The organism is Curvibacter sp. GW821-FHT01G03 (genome assembly GCF_059422285.1).
This window is the reverse complement of record NZ_JBWKWP010000016.1, coordinates 128,725-152,213: the sequence shown is the minus strand read 5'-3', so window position 1 is coordinate 152,213 and position 23,489 is coordinate 128,725. Positions and strand designations below refer to the sequence as shown.

The window sequence follows — 23,489 nt, the reverse complement described above, 5'->3', positions numbered from 1 at the left end:
CGCTTGCACAAGACCATGTGCCAAACCCGCTTGGATGGGGCCTGCTGCGCAGCAAATTGGCCTTGATCGGCAGATCCGCCTGCTCAAGGCCAGACCAAGGCCATGCGCACTTCACTGCAGACGGCAATCACTGGCACCACTGTTGACGTGGCCCGCCAACGACGTGCGCGCCTTGCTCAAGCGGCTTGCCGAGGTGCCAGCCACGGCATCGATGAACATCGAGGGTTTGGGCACCCGCTGTTCGGCATGCCCCCTTGCAGAAGCAGCCGGGGCCCCGCGCCAAGATCAAGCCGCCAGGCCTGACGCCTGGCCTCAACCCTGCGGCATGCCCCAGGCATCCATGATCAGCTTGAGCGACACCAGCAGCAGGCCGACCTGCACCAGGCGGTAGAACCAGGCGTCCGCCAGGCGGCGGGTCAGCCAGGCGCCGGCCACTGTGCCGGCCAGCGCAAAAGGCAACAGGGCTGCGGCCCCCCACAGCGCCTGGGCCGAGTAGGGGCGTAGAAACTGGTAGGGCACGATCTTGGCCAGATTGATGGCTGCAAACAACAGTGTGGCGGTGCCGGCAAACTGCGCCTTGGGCAGCTTCTGAGGCAACACATAAACCTGGAATGGCGGCGCTCCGGCGTGTGAAATGAAGCTGGTGAAGCCGGTCACCGTGCCCCAGAAGCACCCCTTGTACAGGTGGGCCGGCTGAGGTGGGGCATCGCTTTGCCGACGCAGCCAGGCATACAGGCAAAAACCCAGCCCCATCAAACCGATCAAGAAGGTGACCACCCGGTCTGACACCCAGGCCGCGGTGGCCCAGCCCAGCAAGACGCCGCCCAGCCCGGCCGGCACCAGGATGCGCAGATTGGGCGCGCTGAAGTCGCGCCGGTACAGCCACAGGCCCGCCATGTCAGACACCACATAGATCGGCAACAGCAGCACGGCGGCCTGCACGGGCGACATGGACAAGGCCATCAGGGGCACGGCCAGCATGCCAATGGCCGGCAGCCCCCCTTTGGACAGCCCCACCAGCAGGGCAGCCAAGGCAGCCACCCACGAGAAATGTTGCAGCAGTTCAGACACTCGGTACACCCGCAAATACAAGTTCAGCCCCAACATCCCGCAGGCGCCACGGCAAGACATTGTGCCCCGGGCACCTACCAGCGCAGGCAGCACGCCCCATGAAACCTGCCCAGGCAAGGACATTGGGGAGTGCGCCGGCGCGAAAGCCGCCGGCAAGGCACACTCCGGCCCCGCGATGAACGGAACCTTCCGACCGCCGACGGGTCAAGCCCTCTGCCCCATGACACATCCGACCGAATCCCACCGCCTGATCCAGCTGCTGGAACGCATCGCCCAGGGCGAGCGCCTGGCCTTGACCGAACTGCACGATGCCACCGCCAACCGCCTGTATGTTCTGGCCTTGATGCTGGTGGCCACGCCGCCCTGGGCCGAGCAGGTGCTGCAAGCCTGTTACGTGCGGGTTTGGCAGCAGGCACGGCAGTACCGCCGCAACACCGGCCCGGCCATTGACTGGATGGCCATGCTGTTGCGCCAGTGCGCCCAGCACCTGCTGCAGGGGCGAGCCGGTGAGCAGGCCCGCCAGGCCCGGGCACTGGACCAGTTGCTGGAAGCCCCCCGCGACCCCGCCGCATCGGCGGCGCCGGCCGCCGCGCGATCGACCACCACGCTGCCCGCCCCGGAAAGCCGCGAGGCCGAGCCCAAAGCCCCCCCGAAACGCCCGCGCCGCCTTCGCCTGAGCCGCCCAGCCTGAGACTGTGCTGCAGCACGCCCCCCCGCAGTGGAAGGGGTTTGGCCTCTTTTGCCTGTTTTTTCACGGCATTCAGTGCATCGATTGCAATGGCTTGCACTCTTTGCACACCTTGCTTGATCCAGGTGCTGCCGCCTGCGGCTGGCCCGGCGCAGACGGGGCTATCATGGCCCTGGCCTGGGTGCCTGCACCCGCCACGGCCTGTGATGGATGCCTTGCCGCCCCCCTACTTTCCCCCGCCCACTTCAGGACCGGTGCCTGACCGGCACCTGATCACCCCGTGCCCAGTCTTGCCGAACTGCTTGTTCTGACCGCCTGCCTGCTGGCCATCGTGGCCCTGGTGCAGGTCGCCTCCGCCCGCATGGGCGCCCCCGAATCCACCTTGCTGTCGCTGGTCGGCATCACCTTGGGGGCCAGCTATGTGGCCATCGACTCGGTGGCCCCCGAGTTTGCTGCCTTCTTTTTTGCCCCCCTGATCAGCCCCGACTTTCCGGCCGAGGCCTATCTGTGGCTGTTTCTGCCGCCGCTGCTGTTTCAGGTGGCGCTGACCGTGGACGTGCGCAACATGCTGCAGGATGCCGCGCCCATCCTATTGCTGGCCGTGGTGGCCGTGTTTGTGGCCACCGGGGCCATCGGCCTGGGCCTGGCACTGGTCGCGCCGCAAAGCCTGGTGGTGTGCCTGCTGCTGGGCGCCATCGTGGCCACCACCGACCCCTCGGCCGTGGTCGGCATCTTCCGTGACGTGGGCGCGCCCGGACGTCTGATCCGCCTGGTGGAGGGCGAAAGCCTGCTCAACGATGCCGCCGCCATTGCCCTGGCCGCCGTGCTCATGAGCATGCTGACCCGGCACGGGGCCTCGGTCAGTTGGGTAGACGGTCTGGCCAGCCTGGGCTATTCATTTGGCGGCGGGGTGGTGCTGGGCCTGGTGGTGGGTCGGGCCGTGGCCTTTGTGTTGCCGCTGATGAACAACATCGCCTCGGCCGAAACGGCTTTGACCATGGCGGTGCCCTACGCGCTGTACCTGCTGGGGGGCGAATGGCTGGATGTGTCGGGCGTGGTGGCGGTGGTCTGCGCCGGGCTGGTCATCAACGGCCTGGCCAAGACCCGGTTGGCGCCGCGCAATTGGGACCACGTGCAACTGGTGTGGGAACAGATCGCCGTGCTGGCCGGCGCCATCGTCTTTTTGCTGGCCGCGGTGCGGGTGCCCCATCTGTTGCAGGATGTGGCCTGGCACGACGTAGGGTACCTGCTCGCCACCGTGGTTGCCGCGTTTGTGGGGCGGCTGGCCGTGCTGTACCTGATGCTGCCCGCCCTGAGCAGGCTGCACTTGAGCGCCCCCATCTCTTCGGCCTACAAGCTGGCCATGGCCTGGGGGGGGGCTTCGGGGCGCCGTCACCCTGGTACTGGCCATGGGCGTGGCCGAAAACACCGCCCTGCCCGCGGCCACCCGGCATTTTGTGTCGGTGATTGCCACCGGCTTTGTGCTGTTCAGCCTGCTGGTCAATGGCAGCTCGCTGCGCTGGGTGATCCGGCAACTGGGGCTGGACCGACTCTCCGCCCAGGATCAGGCCCTGCAGCAGCAGGCTATCAACCTGTCCACCGAAGAGGTCGAGGCCACGGTCAAACGCATCGCCGCCACCTTTCACTTTCAGCCCGAGGCGGCCGCCGAGGTCAACCAGCTGTACCGCAATGGCCTGGCCCTGGGCCAGGCCCCGCTGGCCACCGACCTGACCGAACGCGAGCGCCTCGCCATCGGCCTGACCACCTTGGCCACGCGCGAGCGTGACCTGATCCCCGAGTACGGCAACGGCATTTTGAGTGTGCGCAACCTTGACGCCATGATGAGCAACACCGGCCACATGATCGATGCCGCCCGCAACGAGGGGCGCCTGGGTTACAACCGCGCCGCACGCCGCATCCTGGAGCCACACATCAGCTACCAGTTGGCCCTGTGGCTGCACCGCCACCTGCACCTCGACCGCCCCCTGGCAGCCGCCCTGGCCGACCGCTTCGAGCTGCTGATCTGCCGCCGCGCCGTGCTGGAGCGCCTGCACCGCTACAACCAGAGCCGCCTCAAACCCCTGCTGGGCGAGCGCATGGCCGGCTTGCTCGACACCGTGCTGCTGGCCCGCAGCCAATCAGCCGAACAAGCCATCCAGGCCCTGCGCGACGCCCACCCCGACTTCACCCAGGCCCTGGAACGCCGCCTGCTGCTGCTGTTTGCCCTGCGCCAGGGCCGCACCGCCCTGGAAGCCATGGTGTCAGAAAGCATGATTTCCAAAGAGGTCTACACCTGGGTCGATCAGGAACTGGGGCGTGCCTGGCAGTTGGGGGTGGCGCGACCGACGTTGAAGAGACGCCATGGGCCAGAAGCCACTCAGACGGGGGCCGAGGGGCCGCAAGGCTGAAGGGGACGTTGATTCGTGGGGGGATTGATTTGGGATGGGCTAGACTTTCCGCAAACGTCAGGCCTCAGCAACAAAGCCCTCACATCCGATCCCCATGCCATGGCCTCCTGAGTACCAGCGCGCCTCCATTGACTTCGAAAAATTCATGGTGACTGCGCGTGATCGCGCTGGTCTTGCGACGACGAACATGGCCTGGAACATGGTCGTAGGCGTACTCCATGCGTTCCGTCGTAGGCTTACGCTTCACCAAGCACTTCGCTTTGCAGATCAGTTACCACCAGCAATTCGTGGCCTCTTCATTGAAGGATGGAACCCTGGCGAGCAACCCGCAACGATTGGCAATCGGGATGACATCCTGAAAGAGGTTCGCTCGCTGCGTCACAAACACAACTTCTCGCCGGATAACGCCATTGAGGCCGTTGGCTTAGCATTGTTCTCGGTTGTTCCATCGGACGCTTTCGCCCGCGCGCTAGACGCCCTGCCACCCGAAATGCGCAAGCTTTGGAGTAGCGTTAGCTCGCACAACTGACCCCTGCCAGTCACTCCAGACGATGCCTCACCCCTTGCTCGGGCCGACTGCTCCGTTTCAATGGAGAACGGCAGTATTGGGGCGTCTGCAGAGGGCAGGTCAACGATAAAGGTCTTTCCGGTTTGATCGGGTACATCCGCGTTGGTGAATCCGCTCATGGCGCGAGCCTTGCCGAGAGGTTGTTGCGTCAATGATTAGCGATACCTGGTGCGGCACGCAAGAACTCCTCGTCGGTCACTTGGTCAACCAGGAACTTCGCAAGATTGCCTCTGGAGAGCTTCATGCTGAGTTTGGTCTTTCCATACCAACCCACATCCAAGCGGCCCTCGGCGGGGCCATCCTTGAGGTTCGGGATGCGGACCAGTGTCCAGTCCAGGTCTGAATTGGCGATCAATTCGCCGGTCGCCTTGATGTCCTCATACCCCTTGCGCGCGACTATCTTGAACAACAGCACGAATGCCTGGGTTTGGAAAGCAAAGCCATCCTTGGGATCACGATAAGCAGCGGTAGAAATCTGGACAAGGCGATGCACGCCCGCATGCTTCATCGCGGCGATGACGTGGCTTAAGCCGTTCATGACCGGTTTATCGCCTTGAACCTTGAGACTATTGGGGCCAAGGGCGCTGACGACCGCATCGGCGCCCAGGACGCATTTCGCAATGGCGCTTTGGTTTTGCAGGTCGCCGACCACAATTTCGATTCTTCCTGCGAACGATGCGAGTTTTTTCTCGTCGCGCGCATAGACCGTCAGGTGGTAACCCTGCTTCAAGGCTTCTTCGATGATGTGCCTTCCGGTCGGCCCCGTCGCACCGAACAGCGCGATTGATTTTTTTCCGGCCATTCGATTACGCGACCTTCGCCAATAAGGCTGTGATGGCCGTCTCGGTGCTGACGATCGCGGCCTTCACTGCCTCGGGGCCGAGAACCGTGCCTTCGACACGCACCACTTCGACGTCGGTCAGGCCGATGAAACCGAGCAGGTGCAGCAAATAGTTGGTCTGAAAGTCGAACGGTGCCCAGGAGCCCTCCGAGAACACGCCTCCCGCAGCGGTCACGAGATAGACCTTCTTGCCGGTGAGCAGCCCTTTCGGTCCGGTGTCGCCATAGCCGAATGTAACGCGTGGCCAGGTGACGTGATCGAACCACGCCTTGAGTTGTGAGGGCAGGCCGAAGTTGATCATGCCCGACCCGAGCACGATCACATCGGCAACTTTCAACTCATCGACCAACTCTTGCGCGACCTTCACAGCCTCGACTTGTTCCGGCGCGCGTTCTTCGGGCGAGGTGATCCGGCCTTGGATATAGGCCGGCGTGATGTGCGGCGGTGGATTCTCGGCGAGGTCGCGCACGGTCAGTGGGCCGCCCGAGCGGGCCCGGATGCCCTCGGCGATTTCGGTGGCAAAGCGAGTGGAAAGGCTGTCAGCCCCGCGCGGGCTGGAAGTGACAAGCAGGGTGTGGCTCATGGCGGCTCCTAGGTATAAATTAATAACTAAGTCATGTATTTATTCTGACTTACCAATTCATACAAAGGATGCTATGGTTTCCGCCGTTTCCTCACAAGAAGGCACACGCGTGTCACTTAGTCACACCGAATTGCTGGCCGATATGCCCGCACCTGATGCTGGCGGCTGTCTTGCAACCCGTGAAATCCTGGATCGCATCGGCGACAAGTGGAGCCTCTACATTGTCGCCATGCTGGCCAATGGCCCGCGGCGATTCAACGAGTTGAAGCGCAGCATCGACGGCATTTCCCAGCGGATGCTGACCCTGACATTGCGCGGGCTTGAACGCGATGGGCTGATCACGCGAACGATGTTTGCGACCATTCCTCCACGCGTTGATTACGAACTCACTGAAATGGGAAGAACGCTGTTGGAGCCTGTTATGGCACTGGTCAACTGGGCCAACAAGAACCAACTCGCCATTGCCGAGGCGCATCAACGTTTTGATGAGGAACCGGAGCCGGATCAGGTCTTGGTTCAGGGCGTTGTCTACCAGCGGCGATAAACGAGCCTGGACCGAAGGCTTGTGCAAACACAGCGGCAACATCCAAATGCCGGCTCGCGTTGGGGCCTGTGTCCCAATTCGGATCTTTCTTGGGGTGTCAAGGCGCAATACATTCACCGATCTATCCAAGCAAGAGTTGGTCACGACTGATCGAAAAAATCGCGTACACCACACGCCGGTTGCCGGTCGCGGCCCCAGCAGCAGGTGATCGCAACCTGCCGCAGCACCGTCGATGCAGACTTCCACGTCGGCAGCACTTCGCGGATCGGCAGCACGGCGGCGGCTGGAGGAACGAAGGGGCGAACGAAGGGGCGTATGGTGACACGTCACGAGCCCGCAGTGCCCGAAAGCCCAGGCGGACTGCCGTACTTGTCGAGCGAGGCTTTGATCCCGAGGCTCAAGTTGCCGGCCGTCAGGCGTGACGGGGTGCATCCAGGGGTACGAGTCAGTCCCACTTCGGGGCCAGACCTGCCGGATCGACTTCGCGACCGTTGCGCTCCAGCGTGGCGATCCTCGCCATGTCGTCAGCGTCGAGTTGCAGATCACGGGCTCGCAGGTTAGAAGCAAGGTTCTCGCGTTGGGTCGACGACGGGATCACGGCATAGCCCAGCTGCAAGGCCCAGGCCAACGCGACCTGCGCGACGGTGGCGTGATGCTTGGCCGCGATGTCAACCAGCACCGGGTCGTTGAGCACCTTGCCATAAGCCAATGTCATGTATGAAGTCACAGCGATGCCTTGCGCCTCCAGGAAGGCGGTGAGCTTGCGGCTCTGCAAGTAGGGGCTCAGCTCGATCTGGTTGGTGGCGATCACACCGGGGCCCACTGTGGCGACAGCCTGCCGGGTCAGCTCGATGTTGAAATTCGAGATACCGATCTCACGCGTCAAACCCTGCTCCCTGGCCGCCATCAATGCGCCGAGGGTTTCAGCAAGCGGCACGGCGCCACCCGGGGAAGGCCAGTGGATCAAGGTAAGGTCCACGTAGTCCGTGCGCAGCTTGGCAAGGCTCTCATCCAGGCTGGTCAGGAGGCGTTGAGGGCCGAGGTTCTCGGTCCAGATCTTGGTGGTCAGGAACAGCTGCGAGCGCGCAACGCTGGACTCGGCGATCGCCAGGCCAAGCTCGGCCTCGTTGCCGTAGATCTGGGCGGTGTCAATCGCGCGGTAGCCAAGCTCCAGTGCGTTGCGCACCGAATCGATGACAGTCTGGCCGGTGAGGCGGAAGGTGCCAAGACCGAAGTCGGGGATGCGGGGTTCGTTCATGAGGGTCCTTGGGTTCGAGGTTGTGGGGGCGGTGCAGGTCAGTGCCCCGCCGGGCGGGCGCCATTGAAGCGCAGAGGCACGCCGCTGCGACGGTCCAGCGCGCCGCTCCATGAGGTGAGCGCCAGCGACACCAGCACCACCAGCGCGCCGATCCAGGGCGTATGCATCAGCCCCAGATGGGTGACGATCAGGCCGCCGGCCCAGGCAGCGCCGGCGATGCCGAGGTTGAAGGCCGCGATGTTCAGGCCCGAGGCGACATCGACCGCCTGGGGGGCGACGCGCTCGGCCTGCTGCACCACGTAGACCTGCAGACCCGGCACGTTGCCGAAGGCGACCGCGCCCCACAGCAGCACCGTCGCGACGGCCAGCCAGGGATGCGGTGCGGTAAAGGTCAGCATCAGGAGCACGGCGGCGAGCAGCGCGAAGATGATCTGCAGTGCGGGAATCGCCCCCTTGCGGTCGGCCAGCTTGCCGCCCCACAAATTGCCGACGGCCACCGAGACGCCGTAGACCAGCATCACCCAACCGACCGCGCCCGGCGCGAAGCCTGAGATGTCCTGCAAGATCGGAGCGAGGAAGGTGAAAGGGATGAACGATCCCCCGTAGCCGATCGCGGTCTTGGCGTAGACAAGCAGCAGGCGTGGCTCGGCAAGCACACGCGCCTGCTGGAGCAGCGACGCCGGCGGCGCATGGCGCAGGTGGCCGGGCACGAACAGGGCACTGCCGACAAAGGCGATCACGCCCAGCGAGGACACCGCAAGAAAGGTCGCGCGCCAACCGAAATGCTGGCCGATGAAGGTCCCCAGCGGCACCCCGGTGACCAGCGCGACCGTCAGTCCGGTGAACATGATGGCAATGGCGCTAGCGGCCTTCTCCTTGGACACCAGGCTGGTCGCCAGGGTCGAGCCGATAGAGAAGAACACACCGTGTGCCAGGCCGGTCAGCACGCGTGCCACGACCAAGGACTCGTAGCCCGGCGCTTGCCAGGCCATCAGGTTGCCGAGCGTGAACAAGGCCATCAGTGAAAGCAATAGCGCCTTGCGCGGCAGCTTGCCGGTCAGCGCGGTGAGCACCGGCGCGCCAATGGCGACGCCGAGCGCATAGAGGCTGACCAGCAAGCCGGCCGAAGGCAAGCCGACGCCGAGGTCGGCGGCGACGGTGGGAATCAGACCGACGATGACAAACTCAGTCGTTCCGATCGCAAAAGCGCTGAGGGTCAGCGCAAACAGGGCAAGTGGCATGGGGGGCTCCGGACAAAATGTCGAGGTCGCAGTGTCCCAACCTTATTGATTCCCAAAAAGCCGCTATCAGGCAGAATTCTCTTGACTAGGAGTCAAGAATGAAAATCAGCCTCGACGAACTGCTCGCCTTCACCACGGTGATCGACAGCGGCTCGATCACCGCCGCAGCCGAGCAACTCGAACAGACGGTTTCTGGCACCAGCCGCGCCTTGGGCCGGCTGGAGAGCAAGCTCGGCACCACGCTGTTGAGACGCACGACGCGCAAGCTCGAACTGACCGAGGAAGGGGTGGTGTTTCTGACGCATGCGCGCGCCATCCTTGGTGCCGTGGAGATGGCCGAAGACCAGATGGCCACGCGCCACCAGCGCCCGGCAGGGCGGTTGCGCGTCAACGCGGCTTCGCCCTTCATGCTGCACGTCGTCGTGCCGCTGATCGGGGAGTTCTGCGAGCGCTTCCCCGAGATCGAAATCGAACTGCACAGCAGCGACAGCATCATCGATCTGATCGAACAGCGCACCGACGTGGCCCTTCGCATCGGCCACCTGCGCGATTCCACCTTGCATGCTCGCCCGCTCGGCAGTTTCCGATTGCGTGTGCTGGCGACGCCCGCCTACCTCGAAGCGAATGGGCGCCCCAAGCGCGTGGCTGATTTGCGAAAGCACCGCCTGATCGGCTTCACGCAACCAGAGAGCCTCAACCATTGGCCCTTGCGCAGCGAACACGGGCAAGCCTACGAGGTCATGCCGAACATCAAGGCCTCAAGCGGCGAGACAGTGAGGCAGTTGGCGCTGGCCGGTCAGGGCATCGCCTGCCTGGCTGACTTCATGACCCGTGATGACCGCATGCGCGGTGACCTCGTCCAGTTGCTGGCAAAGGACACGGTTGAGGTCCTGCAGCCGGTGCATGCCGTGTATTACCGCAACACGCCACTCACGGCACGGATTCGATGCTTTCTCGACTATCTCGCGACGCGGATGCCCACGCCATCGGCACTCGAACAGGATGCCAGCTCATCGTTGCAGGCGCCGGCTGGCTCTTGCGTCAGGTCGTCGTGCGGATGACCCCAACAACAGGGGGCAGCCGCTGATGGCCTCTCAGCGTTGTCGCCGGGTGGCGTCGCCCGCAAAGTGGCCGGCCTGAATGGCCACCCAATCAGCGTGGCAAAGCCCGAGGTCTTTGATGACCTCGGCGGGCAGACTGGGCTGGTCGAGGCGCCGTGGGCGCGACTTCCAGCGGGCTTTGAGCGCGGCCCACGTGCCAGACCAGCGGGCCAAGGCTTGCGCGATCATGGTGCGGGCCCTGGGGCTTGGCGGGCTGGCAGGCGCTTGGCAAAACGCTGATTCAGTTCAGGATTCGGAATCGCTTGATCCGCATAGCTGAAGCGGCCCTGGTGCTGCATGTCTTCGATGGCGCGGCACATGGCGGCCAGCGCGGTTCGAGCCAGCGAGCCGCCGAGGCTGATGCGCCGCACACCGAGCTCGCTCAGCGCCTGGAGACCAAACTCGGGCGAGGCAAACCCCATCATCACGTTCACCGGTCGGTCGACCGATTGCGTCAAGGTGGCGATGTGCTGAAGTGAGCGCATGCCCGGCGCAAACAAGACGTCGGCGCCCGCTTTGTCGTAGGCCTGCAGCCTGCAGAGCGCATCATCAAGGTCTGGGTGGGTACAGCAGACGAAGTTCTCAGCACGTGCCGTGAGTGTGAATGGAAAGCTCAGACTTCGAGCGGCCTCAGCCGCCGCCTGAATGCGCTCCACGGCCAATGACAGTGGGTACAAAGGCGCACCGGGGTTGCCGGTCGAGTCTTCGATCGAGCCCCCCACCACCCCGGCCTCGGCGGCCCGGACGATGGTGCGGGCGACCTCCTCGGGCGAATGTCCGAAGCCGTTTTCCAGATCGGCACTGACGGGCAGGTGCGTCGCCGATGTCAGCGCCTTCAGATGTTGCAGCGTTCGCTCCAGGCCCACCTGGTTGTCAGGCAGACCGCATGAGAATGCCAGGCCTGCACCGGTGCTGGCCAGGGCCTGAAAGCCCATCTGCTCCAGCAGGATGGCCGAGCCGGCATCCCAGGGGTTGGGGGTGACAAAGGTCTGGGCTTGGGCATGCAAGGCCTTGAACCTGGCCGCCTTTTGGTATTGGGATGTCATGGCAGATCCTTGAAACGTCATGGGCAAAATGTGCTGAGCGCCGCCAGCTTGCGGGCCAGTTCGGGCACCGACCAGGCCTTGAACACCACAACCAGGGCACAGGCCAGGCCGCAAAGCTGAAGCACGCGGGCGGGCCTCATGCGGGCACCTCAGAAGCACTTGGCAGGGCCCGGTCATCGATCGGAAAGTGCAGGCAGGCCGCCGCCAGACCCAAAGCCATGCTGATCACCCACAGCGGCAGGTACGAGTGGGTGGCTTCGAAAACGTAACCACCCAACCAGACCCCGAAAAACGCACCGAGTTGATGACCGAAAAACACAAAGCCGAACAAGGTGCTGAGGTAGCGCAGGCCAAACACCTGCGAGATCAGCCCCGTGGTCAAAGGCACGGTGCCCAGCCATAAAAAGCCCATCACCGCACAAAACGCATACAGGCTCCAGGTGCTGAGGGGCAGCAGCACAAACAAGGCCATGGCGGCAGACCGGATCAGGTAGAGGCTGCTGAGCAGGTGCTTGCGCCGGCCCTGTCCGCCCAGCCAGCCGCACGCATAGGTACCGGCCACATTGGCCAGGGCAATGATGGCCAGGCCAGTGACGGCCTCCGACGCCCGCAAGCCCTGGTCCATCACATAGGCCGGCAGGTGCGAGGCGATGAAGGCCAGTTGAAAGCCGCAGGCCAGAAACCCGAGGTTGAGCAACCAGAACCCACGGAGCGAAAACGCCTCGGCCAGCGCGGCCTTCAGGCTTTGCTGCCGCTGGCCCTCGGCCTGAGGCCGGTCCTGGATGGGCAGCACACAGGGCAGCAGCATGACGCAGCCGGCTGCCAGGGCCGCCAAAGCCCCGGCCCATCCCAGGCTCTGGATCAAGCCCTGCGACAAGGGCACGAGCACAAACTGCCCCAAGCCGCCGACCGCGCCAGCCACACCCAAACCCCAACTGCGACTTTCCGCGGGCAGCATGCGGCTGAGCGCACCGTACACCACCCCGAAGGCCGTGCCAGACAAGCCCAGCCCCACCCCCAGACCAGCACAGAACAGGAAACCAGAGGGCGTCGCCGCCACCGACATGCCCAGCAAGCCCAGGGCATACAAGACAAGCCCCCCCACCAGCACAGGGCGCGAACCATGTCGGTCCGCCCACATGCCGGTGAAAGGTTGCGCCAGGCCCCACAGCAGGTTTTGCAAGGCGATGGCCAAACCGAAATCTTCGCGCGACCAGCCCCGGTCCAGGGTGATGGGCAACAGAAAAATGCCTTGCGCGTGGCGCACCCCCAGCGACAAACCCATGATCAAGCCGGCGGACAAGACCAGGGGCCAAAGGCTGGAGGAGCTTGGCGATGAAAGTGGTTGACGAGACTGCATGTGTTTTTACATTCTTTTTGAGAATGTGAAAATGAAAGAACAGCCTCATTAAAATCTTCAAGCTTCTTCTATTCAAACGACTTCTAGTCCCCACTTACATTCATATTGAGAATGTCAAAACCCCTGGTCAGCTTGCCCTCCCTCGACGGTATCAAAGGCTTTGTCGTCGTGGGCCGGCGCATGAGCATCACCTTGGCGGCCCAAGACCTTTGTTTGACGCAATCTGCCGTCAGTCGCCAGATCCAGACGCTGGAAGAGGCCCTGGGCATGAAACTTCTGGAGCGCGGCCATCGCCGCATCGCCTTCACCCCGGAGGGTGAACGGCTGTTCCGCAGCGCCGATACGGCGGTGCAGCAGATTCAGGACGTGGTGGAAGCCCTTCAGCCAAGCCGAGGTGCCAAGCTGGTCACACTGACCACCACCGTGGGCTTTGCCGGGCTGTGGTTGCTGCCTCGGCTGGGCCGGTTCATCGAGGCCCATCCCGACATCGATGTGCGCATGTCGGCGGGCAATCGCCTGGCCGATCTGCAGGCCGAGGGGGTGGACCTGGCCATCCGCTACGGCAACCACCACTCGGTGCCGGCCGGTGCCCATCGCCTGTTCAGCGAGACGGTGGTGCCGGTTGCGCACCCCTCGCTGAGCGCGGGTGCGCTGATCGAGCCCGAGCAATTGGCCCAACAGGTGCTGCTGGAGTTCGACGGCCCCTACCGCCCCTGGCTGCAGTGGGGCGAGTGGCTGGCCGCACGAGGCTGGGCAGGAGTTCGGCCCAGAGGCATGCTGCGATTCAACCAATACGACCAGATCATCCATGCCACCGTGGCCGGGCAAGGCATTGCACTCGGTCGCCAACCGCTGGTGAATGACATGCTGGCCGATGGCCGTCTGGTGGAACTGCCCTGCCGCCCCCCCCTGACCGGGTCGGAGCCCCTGCAGGACGATGGCCACGCGTTCTGGTTGATCCAGGCCGACGCCCTGCCCCGCCCTGAAGTCAGGAAGGTGATCGATTGGGTACTGGCCCAGTCTGCAGGGCTGGCGAGCTAGCTCGCTACATTTGGCCAGGCTCGCCCCTGGCGTGTCAGCTCGCCCTTCAGGCCGGGGTGCAGTCGAGCGTGGCCCAACCAATCCAGGGCCAAGGGCCAGAGGCTGTGCTCAAAACGTTGGTGAAAGAACGCGAAATGCCCCACCCCCGCGGCACCCGCCTCGCCCAGGGCCCGGGGGTCAAGGTGCAGATGAACCCGCTCGCAACCCGAAAAATAGGCCAACAGGCGATCGATGGCGGCCACGGTTCCAAATTCGTCGTCGCTCAGGCTCAGTGCCAGCAGATCGGCCTGCAGGGCTGCAAACCGGCTGACCAGCGCTTGCCGCTCCGCCACACTCAGTGCCGCCTCGCCGCGGCGCCAAAGGTCTTCAAACCGCGGGGCTGGCGAGGTCCAGTCACGCACCACGCCCTTGGGCGTGTCTTCCAGCCAGCCAAGGCGCTTGCCTGGAAAGTAGCCGAACACCGCCGTCAATGCCGGCATCACCACATGCCATTTGAGCCACATGCGCCAGCGCTTGTCGCGGGCATAGTCCCGCCAGTGCGCGTACTGGGCCCCCACGGTGAACGCGCGCGAAACCAGCGCGCTGGAGGGCGCCAACCCGATCAGAAAGCCCCCCACGCTGTGACCCACCACCTGGATCGGCTGGCCCGCAAACCGGTGCCTTGCCCACTGCAGCACGGCCTCGAAATCCAGCCGCCCCCAGTCGATCCACCCGGCCCGAAAGCCGCGCAGACTGGGGGGACGCGACTCGCCAATGCCCCGGTAGTCGTAGGTCAGCACATCCCATCCGTGTTGATGCAGATACGCCGCAAACCGCGCGTAATACCGGCAACACACGGAGGTTGCAGGGTTGATCACCACCACAGGCCGCGGTGTGGTGCCGCAGGCGCTGCCGCCATGGCGCCAGCATTGGCCCTTCAGCCGATAGCCATCGCTTGCCGTGATCTCGATGGCCTGAGGCAAAGCGGTGCGTCTGGGGTGGTTCATCGTTCGATCCGGGACGGGTTCAGTGAAAAAGAGTCCATGGGTCGAATCTAGCGATGCAGAAAACGGCTTCAAGCGAAAAAATGGACGCCCACGCATGAGGCGCATGCATGGGTGACAGTGGCGCCTGGGCCTTGGGGACTGCAATGCCGACGCGACGTCGATGAAGGGGCTCAAAAGCCATCCAAACTCAGCCCAGGCGATCGCGCCCCGCCAATCCGGCCCATTTCAAAGACCCAGACCCGAGCGGATGCCCTGCGGCACTGCCGGTACTGGCTGCGGTGCGGCCAAGAGGCCGTGCCCTGGCAAGGCAGGCCTTCAAAGCCCCGTCAACGCGTCGCCCCAATCAAGCACCAGGGCCTCGATCTGGACCCGGTCCAGCCCAGGCTCCAGTTCGGCCGCCGTCGCAGGCTCGCCGGTCGGTACGGCACGGAGCCCGTGTGCCGTGTCGGCCCAGGCAAAGCGCGCCGTGCAGGCCGGACAACCCAAGTGGTCGCCCGCGCGCGCACTGCGTGTGCGGACAAGGGTGGGCCCACAGACCGGACAGTGCTGCAACGGCATGGCCTCGTCACTGTGGCCCACGATGGCGTCGAAAGCGCCGCGACGGCCCATCTGCACGAACGTGCTGCCCAGCGCCAGATCAAACTGCTGGCCGAGCTCGGATTCGATGATGTCCAGGGCTTTGGCGATGGACATGCCGGTGCGGTAGGGCCGAGTGCTGGTCATGGCATCGAAGGCATCGCAGATCCCCACCAGGCGGGCGTCGTGCGGGATCTCCGTATCGACCAGCCCCATGGGGTAGCCCCGGCCGTTGGGCATTTCGTGGTGGTGGTGAATCACCTCGACGACCAGCGCCGCCAGGGGATGGCCAGCCAACATGCGAGCTCCGACCCTGGGGTGCGTCTTGATCGTGGCGAACTCTTCATCGCTGAGTCGGCCCGGCTTGCGCAGGATGGCATCTGGAATGCCCACTTTGCCCAGGTCGTGCAAAAACCCGGCCACGGCGACGCGACTGGCCTCACGCGGCGTGCTGCCCGACGCCAGCGCCAGTGCATGGGCCATGCGAGCCACCCGCCAGAGGTGACCACCGGTATAAGGGTCACGCGCCTCGACCATCCAGGCAGAGACCAGGAGGCTGGCCAGCAAAGCCTGGCGCAGCGCCCCTGCTTCATGATTCGGTGCTTGCATTTCGGAATTTCTCATGTCTCGTCTGCGGGGGCGCCATGGCGCGAGCCAAAGCCATGGGCCGCCCCCTTCCCCGCTGCACGGGTCTTCAGCGCTGGGGATGTCGTGCCGCCCGGTCGCGGGGCGCCCGACGCCAAGAAGGTGCTTCGGGTCGCGATGGCGGGGTGCAAGGTGCCAGCGTGTGAGCCAGCCGCTCAGGCCGCCTGCCGGGCGCTGACCCGCGGAAAGTCAATGTCGGTCTGCGCCACGTTGTTGACGTAGTTGGTCAACACGTTGAGCGCGACGTTCAAGACAATCTCCAGCACAGCGGCTTCGTCGAAGCCGGCGGCACGCAGCGTGGCCAGGTCAGCGTCAGACACCTGGCCCCGCGTTTCGGCCACCCGGCGGGCAAAATGCAACGCGGCGGCGGCGCGCGCATCCTCAGAGCGGCCATCGCGGGCCGCGTCGATTTCGACGGCACTGAGCTTGGCGACGTTCGTGCTCAGGTAGCTGTGCACCGACAGGCAGTAGTCGCAGCCATTGAACTCGGCGATGGCCAAGGCAATGCGCTCGCGCAGCGGATGGCTCAAATGGCCCTTGTTCAGGGCACCGTTGAGCGCCAGATAGCCCTCCAGCGCGGCAGGGCTGTGGCCCACCAGTTTCATCAGGTTGGGCACCACACCCAGTTGCTTTTCGACGGCGGCCAGCAGCGGCTTGCTGGCGGCGAGGGATTGGTCAACGGTAGGGATGCTGAGTCGGGACATGTTCAATCTCCAAAGTGGATCAAAGGGGTTTCAGGTTTCGCATCCGCTGCGTATTCAGCGAATGGATGAACTGTCGTTGAATCGGCAGACGATTAGAATCACATAAAAACCCAATTCACCATTACGAATGGAGGAACAATTGGATCGACTGCATCTCATCAATGTCTTTGTGGCGGTGGTTGATGTGGGTGGCTTTGCCGGGGCAGCCCGCAAGCTGGGCATTTCCCCTCCAGCCGTGACCCGGGCCATCGGCGAGCTGGAAACCCACTTGGGGGCCCGGCTGCTGACGCGCACGACGCGGGTTGTGCGGGTGACCGAGGCCGGGGCCCGTTATGTGGAGGACTGCAGGCGCATCCTGGCGGAACTGGCCGAGGCCGACGAGTCGGTCAGCGGCCTGCACGGGGCGCCCCGGGGGCGCCTGACGGTCACTGCGCCCATGTTGTTTGGCGCGCTGCATGTGACGCCCGTGGTGACTGAGTTTTTACAGCGCTACCCCGAGGTCACGGCCTCGTGCTGGTTTCTGGACCGGGTGGTGAACCTGACGGACGAAGGCGTGGATGTGGCCGTGCGCATTGGCGAACTGCCGGATTCCTCGCTGCAGGCGGTTCGGGTGGGCAGCGTGCGCCGCGTGATCTGTGGCGCCCCCAGCTACCTGGCAGAGCACGGTGAGCCGCAGCGGCCCGAAGACCTGCTTGGCCACACGCTGATTTCGGCAAATGCGGTCACGCCGGCACCCGAGTGGCGCTTCAAGGTGGCCGACGGGATCAGCGCAGTCAAGGTCACGCCACGCCTGCTGACCACCACCAACGATGCGGCCGTTGCAGCCACCGTGGGCGGGTTTGGCTTGACCCGATTGATGTCCTACCAGGTTGACGAGTTGGTACGCAAGGGACAACTGCGGCGGGTGCTGGAGCCATTTGAATTGGCGCCGCTTCCGGTGCACCTGGTGCACCGGGAGGGCCGCCATGCCTCACTCAAGGCACGGGCCTTCCTCGACCTGGCGCTGGAGAGGCTGCGCGAGCGCCTGGGCGCCCTCGCCTGAAGCGATGGCGGCAGGGCTCTCAGGCCGTCTTGCTGACGATCAGGTTGCAGACCTGCTCGTGAAGGTCTTGCAGATCTTGGGGTGCCTGCGAGAAGTTCATCTTCTGGTCCATGCGCATGCGCGCATCGGCCAGCGCGGCCTTGCTCGGGCGATCCCATTGGGGCCCGAGCAAGCCTTTCATGACGACGGTGGCATGGTGCTCGGCCTGCTCATCGCTGAGGGGCCTGCCCAGCAAGGCCGCGCCGCGCTTGAGTGTCTCGCCATGGATGGTGACAAAACAACCGAGCATCGCGTCGCGCGCTTCGACCGGGGTGATGGCGGCGTCAGAACGGGCCTTGCTGAGCATTTGCTTGATGTGCATGAGAGAACTCCTTGGGTTGAGGCGGGATGGGCAGGCCAGCCCCGGTGGCCTCGCACCGGGACTGAGGTAACAAAGGCGCGACGGCTCAGGTCTGGAGCGACGGAGCGGCCTGCAAGCTGGCCCGAAGGCGGGCCACTTCGCCTCGCAGTTGTTCGAGTTCGGTGCGCAAGGGCTGCACGGCCTGCTCGACCTCGGCCTCAGTGAAGCGCGGCGTGATGTGCTGCGGGCAGTTCCAGTCGAAGGCCTCGACAGCGATGACGACTGCCCGTTCGACCTGGGCGCGGTAAGACGGCAGCCTGAGCTGCGCCAGTACTGCGGGGGCTTCGGCCTCACTCAGCAAGCGCACGCGGCCAAGGATCTTCAGGCGCTGCCGGCTCGCGTAGTCCATCAGCATCAGCGAGACGCGCTCGTTGCCGCCCAGATTGCCCACGCTGATGTACTGCCGATTGCCGCGAAAGTCGCCATAGGCCAGGGTCTTGGCATCCAGCACCTTGAGAAAGCCAGCCGGGCCCCCTCTGAACTGCACGTAGGGCCAGCCAGTTTCGCTGACGGTGGCCTGGTAGAAGCCGTCACGCTCACGGATGAAGTCAGCCTCCAACTCGGTCAGCACGTCGCGCCTGTCGTCAGTGCGGTCCAGTTGGGCGTAAGCCGATCGGCTGCCCATGCGGGTCTGCATGGCACGCACCGCAGGCGTGAAGGCAAGATCAGAGTAGGCGCGGCTCATGGTTCGGTCCCTCAGGGTTGACGCCGTCGCGATGGGTGCAACAGGCGATGCAACTATCGTCGGGCCCCGCCAAAAACAGAACGCCTACCGGCCCGAATGCAGTGTTCCGCCGAGCGGAATGACGGCATCCGGGGTCCGGCCTACAGCCGCCACAACAGGCTGGCGGTCCAGCGGCTGAGGCGCCGGTACTGGCCCCAGAAGGTGTCCGGTTGCCCAGCAATGGCCACAGCCCCCAAGGTCAGCTCCAGCTGGTTGTTGAGGCGCCGCTGCGCCTCCAGCCGGATGAAGCGCTGGCGCTCGCCCGGCTTCCAGCTGCCTTCCAGGCTCAGGCGCCAGGCCTCGGGGTCATCGGTCTGTTGCTGCGCACGGGCCAGCATCTGGTGGTTGAACAGCCGCCTGAAGTCCCACCACCCTTCGGGGATCTCGGGGGAGCGGCGCACGGCGTATTCGCCCTGCCACTGCAGAACCAGGTGCCAGTCCTCATTGCCCGGGCCATTCAGCGTCTGTTCAATGCCCGCCACCCATTGACTGAAGCTGTCGCTGCGCCGGGCCTGGTGCAGCCCCCACTCCAGACGCAGCAGAGACTGTGACCCCAACTCACGGACATGCCCCAGCGCCACGGCATTGAGCCGGTCTTGCAGCGGCTGCAAGGCGGGCAGACCAGCGTCGGTCTGCGCCCAGACCGCGGTGGGCGCATGGCTGTGGCCGTGGTAAAGAACCAGGCTGGTGTCGCCACCCAGCGCCTGCCCGGTCCAGCGCAAACCGAGCTGGGCCTGTTGCGCTGGGTGTTGCACCGGCAACAGGCTGATGCCCACGGGCAACGCGGGCGCCCAGACGCCGTCGGGCAGGCGCGAGGCCGTGGCCCCAGGGCTGAAGACCAGCTCCAACTGATGGCCAGCCTGGGCATGGCGCAGGCTCAACGAGGGCAGCGCGATCTTGCGCGAGCGGGTCGGGTCACGCCAGTCGCGGGGGTTCAGCAGGTCGCTGGGCGAAACCGTGTCGGTGACGCCCCAGTCGTGGACCTGTCGGCCCAAGGTCCATTGCCAGTGCCCCTGTCGATGCCGGTAAAAGGCCTGCCCCAGGCGAGCCTCCTGCACACCCCGGGCACGCCACAGGCCCTCCAGCTCCAGGTGCCATTGCTGCTCGTCGGCCTGCTTCCAGTTCAGGTGCTGTTGCCAGCGTGTCTCGGCTTCATCGCTTTCATGGCCCTGCCAGCCCAGACCGAGCCGGGTTTCACTGCGGGCATCGCTCGACCTTTGCCACGGCCCTGGGTCGGCGACAGCCGCAGCACCTGATGCGCCGGCCCAGACCCCCAGGGCCAGCCACCACACCGCTTGCTTGCTGAGGTTCATGTCAGTCGTTGCTCAGGTCGTCTGGGTTGAAGCGGTTGGCGATGGTACCGGGGTCAAATTGACGCTGGGTGATCTCGATCACCGTGCGGCGGTCCTCCTGCAGGTTGTCGATCACCACCTGCAGGGGGCGCCAGCGGCCCGATCCCTCCAGTTGCAGCTGCGGGTGGCGCTGCACCTTCAAGAGCCGGCCCTGGGTGTCGTGGTAGTCGATGCGCTCCACCGCCAAAGCGGGCGTCAGCTGGATGATCCGTTTGCCGTACGCGCTGAGCACGCCCGGCTTGGGACGGGCTTCGATGCGCCAGCCGGTAGGGTCGGCGGCCAGCAACTGGTAGTCAAAATCGGCCACCGCCTCACCCAGCAACTGGCGGTTGTCCTCGAACGTGAGGTCGGTACCGCCAAAGTAGCGGCTCTCGCGATCACCACTCAGGCGCCGGGCCTGGGTCCAGCTGGGCATGCGCAGCCACATCTGGGTGCCGTTGCCGGCGGCCTGGGCCTGCCTGACCACCAACAGGCCCAGGCCTTTGTCCAGCGCAGGTTCAGTGAATTGCACCCGAACCTTGTCGCCCTCGCTGGAGAACCGGGTCCACCGGACCAGGGATTTCAGTTCAGGCTGGCGCTGGGGCCGCTCCACACGCACCTGGATCTGCTCCAGCTCGGTCTGGACACCGCTGCGGTACAGGCTCCAGCTGCGGGCGATCAACTGCGCGGGATCGGGGGGCGCCCCCCAGGCGCTCCAGGCCCCGCAGGCCAGCCCGGCGAGGCAAAAAAGGCTGAGAGCCCGCCGCCCGATGCAGCGCGGTGCTGGGTTGTGCATCATGTCAGGGCCTCCGGGGCCAGGGTGGTGTCTGCCTCCACGCAACTGCGCAGCACACCGGTCATGAGAAACAGCGCACCAAAGGCGCAGGCCAACAGAAGCACCATCATCATCAGGCCCAGTCGCTGGATGGGCAGGAAGGGCGAGCACAGCAAAAAGCTGAAACACACCGCGTTGAGTTGGGCATCGATCAGCGTGACCCGCCCGCGGTCATGCAAGGCGTAATGCAGGGCCGCATCCGGCGAATCACCCTGGCCCAGCCGGCTGGCAAAGTCATCCACCACATAGATGTCAAAGTCGATGGCGGCATTGATGCCCAGCGCCGTGGCACACGCGGTGGCCTGGTCCAAGGGGATCTGGCAAAGCGCCATCATCATCACCACCAGCGAATAGGCAAACACGAAGGGCAGGCTGATGGCCAGGGCGCTGCGCAACGGGGCCAGCGTCCGGGCGCCCACCGCGCGGCTTTTGCGCTGGGCGACCTGCCGCCAACCCAGCCAGATCAGGCACACGCCCAGCACCAGCGGGAACGACGTCAGGACGTTCAGAGGCTTGCCCTGGCTGATGTACTGGTCGGTCTGATGGTAGGTGTGCAAGCGGCCAAAGGGCAGCACCTGCAGGCCCGGAAAATCGTGTTCGGCCAGCGCCATCGTCGCATCGGCGAAATCACGCAAATCGCGCGAGTTGTCTGCCGCGTGGGCGGCATACAGCACCAGGCCCTGGTCCGACCAGAAGTAGCCGGCCAGCTTGTCGTCATCCAGATCCCAGCGGATCATCTGTAGCAGCTCATGGGCCTGGGCCCGGTCGTGTGGCAAGGCCGCGTGCACGTCGGGGCTGCGCTCGGCCAGCTGGCCCAGCTTGTCGAGCACCGAGCGCACCGGCATCGCCCCCGGCAGGGCCGCCACCCGCTTCTGAAATTCAAAGGCCTGGGCCAGAAAGGCAGGGTCTTCGATGGCGGCCTGCCCGGCCTGGACGTGGCGCGGCAGCACCAGGTAGGACAGGCGCGCGAAGCCCGCGCCACCAGGCCGGTTGAGCATGGCACGCGCACGGTCGACAATGGTGTGGGGCAGGTAGTCGATCGGCCGTTCCTGCACCTTGACCCAGGCGTTGGCGGGGTGCCCGACATCGTGCAACACGATGCCCAGTGCGCCGCCCAGGGCCAGCCCGGTCAGGCCCAGCGAGAGCAACAGGCTTTGCCGTGGACGCAAGGCGGCAATCAGACGCCAGGCGGCCCGGGGCGGCCCATCGATCACCTGCAGGTATCGCGCATGCAGGCGGCTCAGCCGACCCGACCGATGTGGTCCCAGCTCGTCGTGCAGCCCACCCACGCACAGATGCAAGGCCGGCAACACCTGGCCTGCCAGCAGGCGCTGCAAGGCAATGCCCAGAGCAGACAGCACGCCCACCTCCATGATGCCGCGAATGCCAATCTGGGGCAGCGTGGCAAAGTTCAGGAAGGCGATCAGGGCCACCACATTGAACTTGCCGCGCAAGCCTGCGCCCACCTGGCGCCACCGCTCGGCCGGCGGGGTGGCCGGGTGCTCGCGCCAGGCGTCGTTGTAGGCCTCGAAGGCGCGCACATTGAAAGAGATGCCCGACACGATCAAGGCTGACAACACCAACAGAAAATACACCCGCTCATACACCGGCAGGCCCTGAAAGCGAAGCCCCAGCCAGTCCATCACCGGGATGGCGGCGCGCACCAGCACGAAGGACATGAGGATCAAGGCGCTGACCTGCAAGGCCTGGCGCCACGACCCGAGCGAGAACACCGCCGCCAGGGTTGCAATGAGCAGGCCCAGGGTCGAGTAGAACAGCACATCCGAGATCAGCGCGTAATGCATCAGGCCCCGGGCCACGGCCCACCCGCCCAGGCTGACGTTGGCATAGGCGGGGGCTGGCCGGATGTCCCCTTTGAACAGCATCCACTGCCAGGTGGGGGTGTCGCGCTGCTCCAGGTAGCGCGCGCAGCGCTCAAGAATGCCTTGCTCGCTGTAGTCGGGCGGCAAAAAGACCACGATCTGGGCGTGATCAAAGCCAGGGCCGATCAGCACCGGATACACCGAGCGGTCCTGCTGCACCTGCTGCTTCCAGGCGGCCAGGTCGAAATCGGCCGCAACATGGCCATGGGGGTCCAGCAGAGCCTGGGACAGGTGGGGGCGACTCTCCAGGGTGGCCCTGCCCTGCTGCGCATCGACCCGGTAGTCGGCGCTGTTGCTGGCCAGGCTCCAGACCACCCCCTCAGGAAACTGCGCGCGAAGCTCCTGGCTCATGCGGATGATCTGGCCCAGACCCTCAGCGCCGATGCCCTGCGGAAAATCCAGGACAAAGGACAGCGTGTCGCCCTGCGTGAGGTCGGGGTGGGCGGCCGCCTCGCGCTGCCAGCGCTCGTAGCGGTTGTCGCCATCCAGCAGCGCGTCCTGAACAATACCAGCGCTTTGCACATGCAGGTTGAGCCAGGCCCCTGCCAGGGTGATCAGCAGCGCAAACGCAACCAGCCACCGCGCTCTTGTCGGGTTGAGCATCAGGTTCATGA

General features: G+C 64.9%; 25 protein-coding genes. 8 read left to right on the top strand and 17 right to left on the bottom strand.

Features of this window, described 5'->3' with window-relative positions; genetic code table 11:
• Nucleotides 1–312: 312 nt before the first annotated feature.
• Complete coding sequence (locus AC07VS_RS22095; protein WP_494752005.1) at nucleotides 313–1,107, bottom strand: sulfite exporter TauE/SafE family protein; 795 nt, start codon at nucleotides 1,105–1,107, stop codon at nucleotides 313–315.
• A gap of 184 nt (nucleotides 1,108–1,291) precedes the next feature.
• Here AC07VS_RS22095 and AC07VS_RS22090 point away from each other — a divergent pair, with 184 nt between their 5' ends.
• The 4 genes from AC07VS_RS22090 to AC07VS_RS22075 all read left to right on the top strand — a co-directional run bounded on the left by AC07VS_RS22090 (nucleotide 1,292) and on the right by AC07VS_RS22075 (nucleotide 4,696).
• A complete protein-coding gene (locus tag AC07VS_RS22090; RefSeq protein WP_494659013.1) occupies nucleotides 1,292–1,762 on the top strand; it encodes a sigma-70 family RNA polymerase sigma factor in 471 nt (156 codons plus the stop codon).
• Between the two features lie 277 nt (nucleotides 1,763–2,039).
• On the top strand, nucleotides 2,040–3,545 hold the full coding sequence (locus AC07VS_RS22085; RefSeq protein ID WP_494752004.1) for a cation:proton antiporter domain-containing protein: 1,506 nt from the start codon (nucleotides 2,040–2,042) through the stop codon (nucleotides 3,543–3,545).
• Nucleotides 3,526–4,167: a hypothetical protein gene (locus tag AC07VS_RS22080; protein WP_494752003.1), complete on the top strand. Its 642-nt coding sequence runs from the start codon at nucleotides 3,526–3,528 to the stop codon at nucleotides 4,165–4,167. The genes AC07VS_RS22085 and AC07VS_RS22080 overlap by 20 nt, the downstream gene beginning before the upstream one ends.
• Nucleotides 4,168–4,261: 94 nt before the next feature.
• On the top strand, nucleotides 4,262–4,696 hold the full coding sequence (locus AC07VS_RS22075) for a DUF2267 domain-containing protein (protein ID WP_492345920.1): 435 nt from the start codon (nucleotides 4,262–4,264) through the stop codon (nucleotides 4,694–4,696).
• Between the two features lie 187 nt (nucleotides 4,697–4,883).
• On the opposite strand, the gene AC07VS_RS22070 is transcribed toward AC07VS_RS22075, so the two are convergent.
• Nucleotides 4,884–5,537 (bottom strand): NAD(P)-dependent oxidoreductase, encoded by a 654-nt coding sequence (locus AC07VS_RS22070; protein ID WP_492345921.1) that lies wholly within the window; start codon nucleotides 5,535–5,537, stop codon nucleotides 4,884–4,886.
• A 4-nt stretch (nucleotides 5,538–5,541) separates the two neighbouring features.
• The gene (locus tag AC07VS_RS22065) at nucleotides 5,542–6,159 is read right to left on the bottom strand and encodes an FMN-dependent NADH-azoreductase (protein WP_492345922.1); all 618 of its coding nucleotides are present in this window, start codon (nucleotides 6,157–6,159) and stop codon (nucleotides 5,542–5,544) included.
• A 109-nt stretch (nucleotides 6,160–6,268) separates the two neighbouring features.
• Here AC07VS_RS22065 and AC07VS_RS22060 point away from each other — a divergent pair, with 109 nt between their 5' ends.
• Complete coding sequence (locus AC07VS_RS22060; RefSeq protein WP_492346162.1) at nucleotides 6,269–6,703, top strand: winged helix-turn-helix transcriptional regulator; 435 nt, start codon at nucleotides 6,269–6,271, stop codon at nucleotides 6,701–6,703.
• A gap of 445 nt (nucleotides 6,704–7,148) precedes the next feature.
• Here the strand turns inward: AC07VS_RS22060 and dkgB are convergent, their stop codons facing one another.
• Together dkgB and AC07VS_RS22050 are read right to left on the bottom strand one after the other, a co-directional pair.
• Nucleotides 7,149–7,961: a 2,5-didehydrogluconate reductase DkgB gene (gene dkgB / locus AC07VS_RS22055; RefSeq protein WP_492345923.1), complete on the bottom strand. Its 813-nt coding sequence runs from the start codon at nucleotides 7,959–7,961 to the stop codon at nucleotides 7,149–7,151.
• Nucleotides 7,962–7,999: 38 nt separating this feature from the next.
• Nucleotides 8,000–9,202, bottom strand: a complete 1,203-nt coding sequence (locus AC07VS_RS22050) for an MFS transporter (RefSeq protein WP_494752002.1) — start codon at nucleotides 9,200–9,202, stop codon at nucleotides 8,000–8,002.
• 98 nt (nucleotides 9,203–9,300) lie between these two features.
• On the opposite strand from AC07VS_RS22050, the gene AC07VS_RS22045 reads away from it, so the two are divergent.
• Nucleotides 9,301–10,263: a LysR substrate-binding domain-containing protein gene (locus AC07VS_RS22045; protein ID WP_494752001.1), complete on the top strand. Its 963-nt coding sequence runs from the start codon at nucleotides 9,301–9,303 to the stop codon at nucleotides 10,261–10,263.
• A gap of 33 nt (nucleotides 10,264–10,296) precedes the next feature.
• On the opposite strand, the gene AC07VS_RS22040 is transcribed toward AC07VS_RS22045, so the two are convergent.
• Genes AC07VS_RS22040 through AC07VS_RS22025 form a run of 4 tightly spaced genes read right to left on the bottom strand, consistent with a single transcriptional unit; the run spans nucleotide 10,297 to nucleotide 12,708 of the window.
• Nucleotides 10,297–10,491: a hypothetical protein gene (locus tag AC07VS_RS22040; RefSeq protein WP_494659016.1), complete on the bottom strand. Its 195-nt coding sequence runs from the start codon at nucleotides 10,489–10,491 to the stop codon at nucleotides 10,297–10,299.
• Entirely contained in the window at nucleotides 10,488–11,348 is an 861-nt protein-coding gene (locus tag AC07VS_RS22035) for an isocitrate lyase/PEP mutase family protein (RefSeq protein ID WP_494752000.1), read from the bottom strand. The genes AC07VS_RS22040 and AC07VS_RS22035 overlap by 4 nt, the downstream gene beginning before the upstream one ends.
• 17 nt (nucleotides 11,349–11,365) lie before the next feature.
• Nucleotides 11,366–11,488, bottom strand: coding sequence for a hypothetical protein (locus tag AC07VS_RS22030; RefSeq protein WP_492345927.1), 123 nt, complete (start codon nucleotides 11,486–11,488; stop codon nucleotides 11,366–11,368).
• The gene (locus tag AC07VS_RS22025; RefSeq protein ID WP_494751999.1) at nucleotides 11,485–12,708 is read right to left on the bottom strand and encodes an MFS transporter; all 1,224 of its coding nucleotides are present in this window, start codon (nucleotides 12,706–12,708) and stop codon (nucleotides 11,485–11,487) included. The genes AC07VS_RS22030 and AC07VS_RS22025 overlap by 4 nt, the downstream gene beginning before the upstream one ends.
• Nucleotides 12,709–12,819: 111 nt before the next feature.
• Between AC07VS_RS22025 and AC07VS_RS22020 the strand changes: the two genes are divergently transcribed.
• Nucleotides 12,820–13,749 carry a LysR substrate-binding domain-containing protein gene (locus tag AC07VS_RS22020; RefSeq protein ID WP_494751998.1) on the top strand — a complete coding sequence of 310 codons (930 nt, stop codon included), beginning with the start codon at nucleotides 12,820–12,822 and terminating at the stop codon, nucleotides 13,747–13,749.
• Here AC07VS_RS22020 and AC07VS_RS22015 read toward each other — a convergent pair.
• From AC07VS_RS22015 to AC07VS_RS22005, 3 genes are all read right to left on the bottom strand, one after another.
• Nucleotides 13,746–14,735, bottom strand: a complete 990-nt coding sequence (locus tag AC07VS_RS22015) for an alpha/beta hydrolase family protein (protein ID WP_494751997.1) — start codon at nucleotides 14,733–14,735, stop codon at nucleotides 13,746–13,748. The two genes, AC07VS_RS22020 and AC07VS_RS22015, sit on opposite strands and share 4 nt — an antisense overlap.
• A gap of 315 nt (nucleotides 14,736–15,050) precedes the next feature.
• On the bottom strand, nucleotides 15,051–15,920 hold the full coding sequence (locus AC07VS_RS22010; RefSeq protein ID WP_492345931.1) for an HD-GYP domain-containing protein: 870 nt from the start codon (nucleotides 15,918–15,920) through the stop codon (nucleotides 15,051–15,053).
• 191 nt (nucleotides 15,921–16,111) lie between these two features.
• Nucleotides 16,112–16,660 (bottom strand): carboxymuconolactone decarboxylase family protein, encoded by a 549-nt coding sequence (locus tag AC07VS_RS22005; protein ID WP_494751996.1) that lies wholly within the window; start codon nucleotides 16,658–16,660, stop codon nucleotides 16,112–16,114.
• A gap of 139 nt (nucleotides 16,661–16,799) precedes the next feature.
• On the opposite strand from AC07VS_RS22005, the gene AC07VS_RS22000 reads away from it, so the two are divergent.
• A complete protein-coding gene (locus tag AC07VS_RS22000) occupies nucleotides 16,800–17,702 on the top strand; it encodes a LysR family transcriptional regulator (RefSeq protein ID WP_492345933.1) in 903 nt (300 codons plus the stop codon).
• Between the two features lie 19 nt (nucleotides 17,703–17,721).
• Here the strand turns inward: AC07VS_RS22000 and AC07VS_RS21995 are convergent, their stop codons facing one another.
• The 5 genes from AC07VS_RS21995 to AC07VS_RS21975 all read right to left on the bottom strand — a co-directional run bounded on the left by AC07VS_RS21995 (nucleotide 17,722) and on the right by AC07VS_RS21975 (nucleotide 23,487).
• Nucleotides 17,722–18,063 carry a hypothetical protein gene (locus AC07VS_RS21995; RefSeq protein ID WP_492345934.1) on the bottom strand — a complete coding sequence of 114 codons (342 nt, stop codon included), beginning with the start codon at nucleotides 18,061–18,063 and terminating at the stop codon, nucleotides 17,722–17,724.
• 85 nt (nucleotides 18,064–18,148) lie between these two features.
• Nucleotides 18,149–18,787: a pyridoxamine 5'-phosphate oxidase family protein gene (locus tag AC07VS_RS21990; RefSeq protein ID WP_492345935.1), complete on the bottom strand. Its 639-nt coding sequence runs from the start codon at nucleotides 18,785–18,787 to the stop codon at nucleotides 18,149–18,151.
• A 140-nt stretch (nucleotides 18,788–18,927) separates the two neighbouring features.
• Nucleotides 18,928–20,139 (bottom strand): hypothetical protein, encoded by a 1,212-nt coding sequence (locus AC07VS_RS21985; protein WP_492345936.1) that lies wholly within the window; start codon nucleotides 20,137–20,139, stop codon nucleotides 18,928–18,930.
• Between the two features lies 1 nt (nucleotide 20,140).
• Nucleotides 20,141–20,956, bottom strand: coding sequence for an outer membrane lipoprotein-sorting protein (locus AC07VS_RS21980; protein ID WP_494751995.1), 816 nt, complete (start codon nucleotides 20,954–20,956; stop codon nucleotides 20,141–20,143).
• Nucleotides 20,953–23,487, bottom strand: coding sequence for an RND transporter family protein (locus AC07VS_RS21975; RefSeq protein WP_494751994.1), 2,535 nt, complete (start codon nucleotides 23,485–23,487; stop codon nucleotides 20,953–20,955). Before AC07VS_RS21975 ends, AC07VS_RS21980 begins: the two co-directional genes overlap by 4 nt.
• Between the last annotated feature and the right edge of the window lie 2 nt (nucleotides 23,488–23,489).